We start from the raw sequence: 5,411 nt of genomic DNA, 5'->3' as shown, positions 1-5,411 counted from the left end.
GGACGACTGGAAACGAACCGGGCACGCCATTTAGACGTGTGACTTTTTCGCAGAAAAAATCTTTTCTTGTTAATTACTTATTGCATTCATTTCTAGAAAGTGTAAAATAGTAACCATAAAAGCAACGAAGAGAAGAGTAACCAGGTTGGAACTTCAAAAGAGAGTCCTTGTATGCTGAGAGGGGATAAGGAAAGGTTTGGTGAACATGGTCTTGGAGCTGCGTGATCGATAGTGTAGATCACGACGGGCTGTCCCGTTACAGACATAGAGTATATCTGATGATATTCAGCGTACTTGAAGAGGAAATGATCGTGAGGTCATTTTAAAGTAAGGTGGTACAGCGTAATACTACGCCCTTATCTAAGGGGCGTAGTTTTTTGTTTCTAGAGCATGAAAGAATCACCTCGTCCTACTTCAAGCATTACAAGAAAACGGAGGAAAAGAAAAATGAAAAACGCAATCAAAACAATCGCAACAGCAGTATTAGCATTCGCATTAGTTGGCTGCTCATCCACATCTACAGGTTCCACATCTACAAAAACATCCGGTGAAGACAAGACAATCAAAGTTGGTGCGACTGCAGTACCACATGCTGAAATCTTGAATAATGTCGTAAAAGATGTTCTCGCAAAAGATGGCTGGACATTAGAAGTGACAGAATTTACAGATTACGTTACACCAAATACAGCTTTGGAAGAAGGTTCTCTTGATGCGAACTACTTCCAGACACTAGGCTACATGAACGATCAGAATACTTCTAAGGGTCTTCATCTGGCTGCTGCAGTTGGTGTTCATATTGAACCAATGGGTATCTATTCTGCAACAGTAACAGATATCAAGGATCTCAAGGATGGCGCAACAATCTCCTTGCCAAATGATGCAGATAACTTAGATAGAGGCTTAAGAGTACTTGTTCAGGCTGGTTTATTAGAGGATCCAGGAACAGATGAATATGTAACTGAAACAACATTCAATGGAAATAAAGAACTCAACCCTCATAACTATGATATTCAGCCAGTGGAAGCTGCACAGGTTCCATTAACACTTGAAGATGTTGATGCAGTAGTCGCAAATGGTAACTATGCATTAGAAGCTGATCTTCCAAGCAAGCACCCAGCAATCTATGTTGAACAGTTTGACCAGGAAACAAGTGTAAAGAGAACAAACTATGTTGTTGTAAAGGATGAAAATCTTGATACTGAAAAGATAAAAGCACTTGTAAAGGCTATTACATCTGATGAAGTGAAGTCATATATTGAAGATACATATAAGGGATCTGTGATTGCTTCCTTCATTGATACAGAAGGCAATCCAGTAGACTAATCAAAAAATTATAACAGTACAATCAGTAATATTCAGAGGGGAAACTCTCTGAATATTCGCGTAAATAGACAGGAGCGTAGAGATGATAAATCTTGTAAATGTAAGAAAGAGTTTTGGAGAACTTGAAGTATTAAAGGATATTAATCTCCAGATTCATGAAAAAGAAATCTATGGAATCATTGGACAGAGTGGTGCTGGTAAATCGACATTGCTTCGCTGTATCAATGGATTGGAAACATATGATAGTGGTACGATCACAGTAGATGGTACTGCAGTTGATGAAAATGATAAGAAGCAGTTACGCCAGCTGAGAAAAGATATGGGTATGATTTTCCAGAACTTCAATCTTCTTTCTAGATTGGATGTATATGACAATGTTGCATTGCCTCTTCGCTTCTGGAATGAAAATCCAAATACAGAAGAAAATAAAAAGAAAATTGAACATTTAATTGAACTTGTTGGCTTGAAAGATAAAATGCATGAACGTCCAGAAAATCTATCTGGTGGTCAGAAACAGAGAGTTGCGATTGCTAGAGCACTCGTGAATGATCCTAAGATCTTGCTTTGTGATGAAGCTACAAGTGCATTGGATCCTAGAATCACACATGGAATTCTTGAACTTTTAAAGCAGATCAATGAAGAACTTGGTATCACAGTTGTTGTGGTTACACACCAGATGGAAGTTGTAAAACAGATTTGTCAAAGAGTAGCTTTTTTAAAGCATGGTGTTGTTTTGGCAGAGGGTAAACCAGAAGAGTTATTTGTGAAACCAACAGAAGATGTGAAGAAGTTCCTGGGTGAAGAAGGCCAGGTATTGCAAAAAGCGGGTGTGAATGTGCAGCTGTTCTTTACAGATGATTCTTCTGATGAACCTGTAATTACAGAAATGGCAAGAGAATTAGGCATTGATTTCTCTATCTGCTGGGCAAAACTAGAAGAGTTTAGAGAAAATGTATTTGGTTCTTTGATCTTGAATATTCAAGAAAAAGATAAAGAGCGTGTATTTCAGTTTTTGGAAAGTAAGAATGTTACTTGGGAGGTACTATGAGTATGTTAGATGTAATCTTAAAAGGAACATGGCAGACATTATACATGGTATTCTTCTCGACTTTAATTGCGGTTGTACTAGGTTTTATTCCTGCGGTAATTTTGACATTGACTGCTGAAGATGGATTGAAACCAAATCGTATTGTGTATGGAATTCTGGATGTGATTGTGAATGTATTCCGTTCATTTCCGTTCATTATCTTAATGGTAATTGTAATTCCAGTGACGCGTGTAATTGCTGGCAAATCTATTGGTACAACTGCGGCAATCGTTCCATTAACAATTTACGCAATTCCATTTATTGCACGTGTATTTGAAAATGCATTGAGAGAAACAGATGCGGGTGTGATTGAAGCAGCAAAATCGTTTGGTGCTACGGATCTGCAAATTATTACAAAGGTATATTTTAAAGAATCTGTACCTAGACTATTAAATGGTATTGTTTTATTGATTATCAATATGGTTGGTGCGAGTGCAATGGCTGGTACACTTGGTGGTGGCGGTCTTGGAGATATCGCTATCCGAAAAGGATATCAGGCATATGATATTAGTTACCTTGTAGTGACGTCCATTGTATTGATTGTCATTGTTCAGCTTGTACAGGGTATTGGTAACGTTATTTACAAAAAGAAGGCTTAATTTTTTGAAAAAAATTCTTGCATCATGTAAATGATGGGTGTACTATTTCCACGTCATAGAGGACATTAAAAAAACGACGCTATGTGTCGCTGGATTTAGTGCCCTCTTTTTTATTTTTAATGGAATATAGCCTATGATGATGTATTTTGAATTTAATGAAGATAGATTGATACAAAATCACTTTACTCAAGAACAATGTTTTAGTGTAATTGATAAAGTCATGAATGAATATGGTGTATATGCAAATCAACCAGGAACATATATAGCATCCGATGAAAGTGGATTTAATGCGTTTAGTATATTGAAATGTAATCTACCTAAAACAAAATGGTTTCTTAAAGTAATTGAGAAATGGTTCTGGTTTGATGATGAAGATGATATTGATTGGAATGACGAGGGTGCTGATTGCATTCATTCTATCCAAAAGTATGGAGTGTAATTTATAAAACGATATAAATAAAAACCTGCAAATGAAGACAACAAGATGGTTGCCATTTTCACTTGCAGGTGTTATATTACACCAATTATTCGTTATGTGAAACGACATGATCGCTAGGGGCACCGAATTATCTGTCAATTGCATCCACTCTAGCAGTTTCATGTCCACAATGTGGACAATGTATTCGTGTCAAATAAAATCACTTCTTTCATATTTCATCATCTTTTTTTGATAATGTTGGATGTTGCATATAGAATATTCCTTTTTGATGATCTATTTCTGCTTTTAATTGTTCTTTTGAAGGAAGGTAAGTTAGGTATTTAGACATAAAAAGTCTATCATTATCATGAAGGATAGAATATCTAGTAATATCTTCATCTGTTTCAGAACAAAGTAGTATTCCAAGCGTTGGATTATCTCCTTCTTTGCATTTTAAATCCTCATACATTCGAACATACACATCAATTTGACCAACATCTTGATGTGTGATTTTCCCCATTTTTAAATCAATGAGAACATAGCATTTTAATTCGATATTGTAGAAAACAAGATCAATATAGTAGTCTTCAGTTTCAGTTACAATATGTTGTTGTCTAGCAACAAATGCAAATCCTTTTCCCATTTCCATTAAGAAATCTCTGATATGTGTCAAAATAGCTGACTCCAAATCATTTTCAAGGTAAGAATCTTCATTTTTGAATCCCAAAAACTCTGCAACAATTGGACTTTTTAATAATTCAAATTGATTTTTTTGATTTTCTGAATTCTTCAGAAGCATTTCGTTAACAACATCATTTTTCTTTGGAGATTGCATTAATCGATAGAAATATTGTGTGCTGACGTTTCTGTCTAATGTTCGAGAACTCCATCTCTCATTTGAGGCTTCATTCATATACCATAATCTTGCGTTTTCATCAGAAACACGTAATAAACTTCTAAAATGCGTCCAAGTTAAATTGTGAACGCATGCGTTCACAATTCGTACATCAGGAAAAGCAATATAAAATTTGCGGAAATATTGGAGGTTTCTCTTTGAAAAACTTTTTCCGTATTCTTTTGTAAGTTCATCAGCTAAAGCATCAATTAGAGCTTGCCCATATTGTGCTCTTTCATTTCCATTTTGTTCCTGCTCAACAATACGTTTACCCACATGCCAATATGTTAGTATCATTGCTTTGTTGGTAGCATTGTATGCTACTTTTTGACCAGAAGAAATGACATCTTTAATGTCAGTGATTATAGCTTGATAATTCATAATTTTACTTTCCATATGATTTTTAACCTCGCTTTCATTTGATTCTTTTATATTTTAGAATTTAATTATTTTATCGATATAAGAGCCATATCATATTTATATTAACTTTTCATGAATTTCGAATTTATTCATTAGAAATCTTCTTCGTAAGTACTACAATTCTTTTGTTGTGTAGTAATGCAAAAATAAATCAAGTGCTTCGGTATGATCATTCGTATTTAAATACATAGAATTGATGAGTCAAATGCTAGAAATCGAGAGGAACAATATTTTAGTTGTATATTGTTAGAGTGAAATGGTTTGTACTCAATATGTACTCACAGTGACTCCAAAATGAGTACATAATATACAAAAAAAGATTTGGAATATAAAATAATACAGGAAGTAATTGTGTAAATGACCATATAATGTATACGTTGTATGGATGACTTACTAGATAAACATATGAATGGATTACTGGACCAAAGAAAGTATTTGTATTCCAGATCCTACAAAGAAAAGGATCTAATTGCCAAGGCAAAACTATTCAAAGAAGCAAAAGCACTAACGCCGGATATTAAAGTATTAAGAAGTCAGATCAAGAGTCTAGACTATATAAGAAAACGTTCATCAAAGTATAGAGAGTATAATAAACAGTTAGAACAGAAAAGGAATTTAGATAAACAAAGAGCTTGAGTAAATAAGGATTTACCCAAGCTTTAATTTTTT

The 5,411-nt window shown here is 34.6% G+C and carries 6 protein-coding genes and 1 other annotated feature; of the genes, 5 read left to right on the top strand and 1 reads right to left on the bottom strand.

What is annotated here, in order from left to right; genetic code table 11:
* The first annotated feature begins 115 nt into the window (after positions 1–115).
* Positions 116–361 (top strand) — a binding site (T-box leader).
* A gap of 86 nt (positions 362–447) precedes the next feature.
* The 4 genes from EUBIFOR_RS07700 (at position 448) to EUBIFOR_RS07685 (ending at position 3,448) form a co-directional block, all read left to right on the top strand.
* A complete protein-coding gene (locus EUBIFOR_RS07700) occupies positions 448–1,323 on the top strand; it encodes a MetQ/NlpA family ABC transporter substrate-binding protein (protein WP_040466345.1) in 876 nt (291 codons plus the stop codon).
* An 82-nt stretch (positions 1,324–1,405) separates the two neighbouring features.
* Positions 1,406–2,371, top strand: a complete 966-nt coding sequence (locus EUBIFOR_RS07695) for a methionine ABC transporter ATP-binding protein (protein ID WP_003865440.1) — start codon at positions 1,406–1,408, stop codon at positions 2,369–2,371.
* A gap of 2 nt (positions 2,372–2,373) precedes the next feature.
* The gene (locus tag EUBIFOR_RS07690; protein ID WP_040466373.1) at positions 2,374–3,009 is read left to right on the top strand and encodes a methionine ABC transporter permease; all 636 of its coding nucleotides are present in this window, start codon (positions 2,374–2,376) and stop codon (positions 3,007–3,009) included.
* A 133-nt stretch (positions 3,010–3,142) separates the two neighbouring features.
* Complete coding sequence (locus tag EUBIFOR_RS07685) at positions 3,143–3,448, top strand: hypothetical protein (protein ID WP_003865438.1); 306 nt, start codon at positions 3,143–3,145, stop codon at positions 3,446–3,448.
* A 208-nt stretch (positions 3,449–3,656) separates the two neighbouring features.
* Here EUBIFOR_RS07685 and EUBIFOR_RS07680 read toward each other — a convergent pair whose 3' ends face one another.
* The gene (locus tag EUBIFOR_RS07680) at positions 3,657–4,718 is read right to left on the bottom strand and encodes a PDDEXK nuclease domain-containing protein (protein WP_003865437.1); all 1,062 of its coding nucleotides are present in this window, start codon (positions 4,716–4,718) and stop codon (positions 3,657–3,659) included.
* A 405-nt stretch (positions 4,719–5,123) separates the two neighbouring features.
* Between EUBIFOR_RS07680 and EUBIFOR_RS07675 the strand changes: the two genes are divergently transcribed.
* Complete coding sequence (locus tag EUBIFOR_RS07675; protein ID WP_003865436.1) at positions 5,124–5,378, top strand: hypothetical protein; 255 nt, start codon at positions 5,124–5,126, stop codon at positions 5,376–5,378.
* The last annotated feature ends 33 nt before the right edge of the window (positions 5,379–5,411 follow it).

This window comes from Holdemanella biformis DSM 3989, from assembly GCF_000156655.1.
In the GTDB taxonomy this organism is placed as follows: domain Bacteria; phylum Bacillota_I; class Bacilli_A; order Erysipelotrichales; family Erysipelotrichaceae; genus Holdemanella; species Holdemanella biformis.
Note: the sequence above shows the minus strand (reverse complement) of the source record. Positions and strands in the feature narration are given on the sequence as shown.

Bases quoted from the DNA above. Each gene is read 5' to 3' on its own strand.
- EUBIFOR_RS07675 (WP_003865436.1), top strand. From the start codon at position 5,124: ATGGATGACTTACTAGATAAACATATGAATGGATTACTGGACCAAAGA.
- EUBIFOR_RS07700 (WP_040466345.1), top strand. From the start codon at position 448: ATGAAAAACGCAATCAAAACAATCGCAACAGCAGTATTAGCATTCGCA.
- EUBIFOR_RS07690 (WP_040466373.1), top strand. From the start codon at position 2,374: ATGTTAGATGTAATCTTAAAAGGAACATGGCAGACATTATACATGGTA.
- EUBIFOR_RS07685 (WP_003865438.1), top strand. From the start codon at position 3,143: ATGATGATGTATTTTGAATTTAATGAAGATAGATTGATACAAAATCAC.
- EUBIFOR_RS07695 (WP_003865440.1), top strand. From the start codon at position 1,406: ATGATAAATCTTGTAAATGTAAGAAAGAGTTTTGGAGAACTTGAAGTA.
- EUBIFOR_RS07680 (WP_003865437.1), bottom strand. From the start codon at position 4,718: ATGGAAAGTAAAATTATGAATTATCAAGCTATAATCACTGACATTAAA.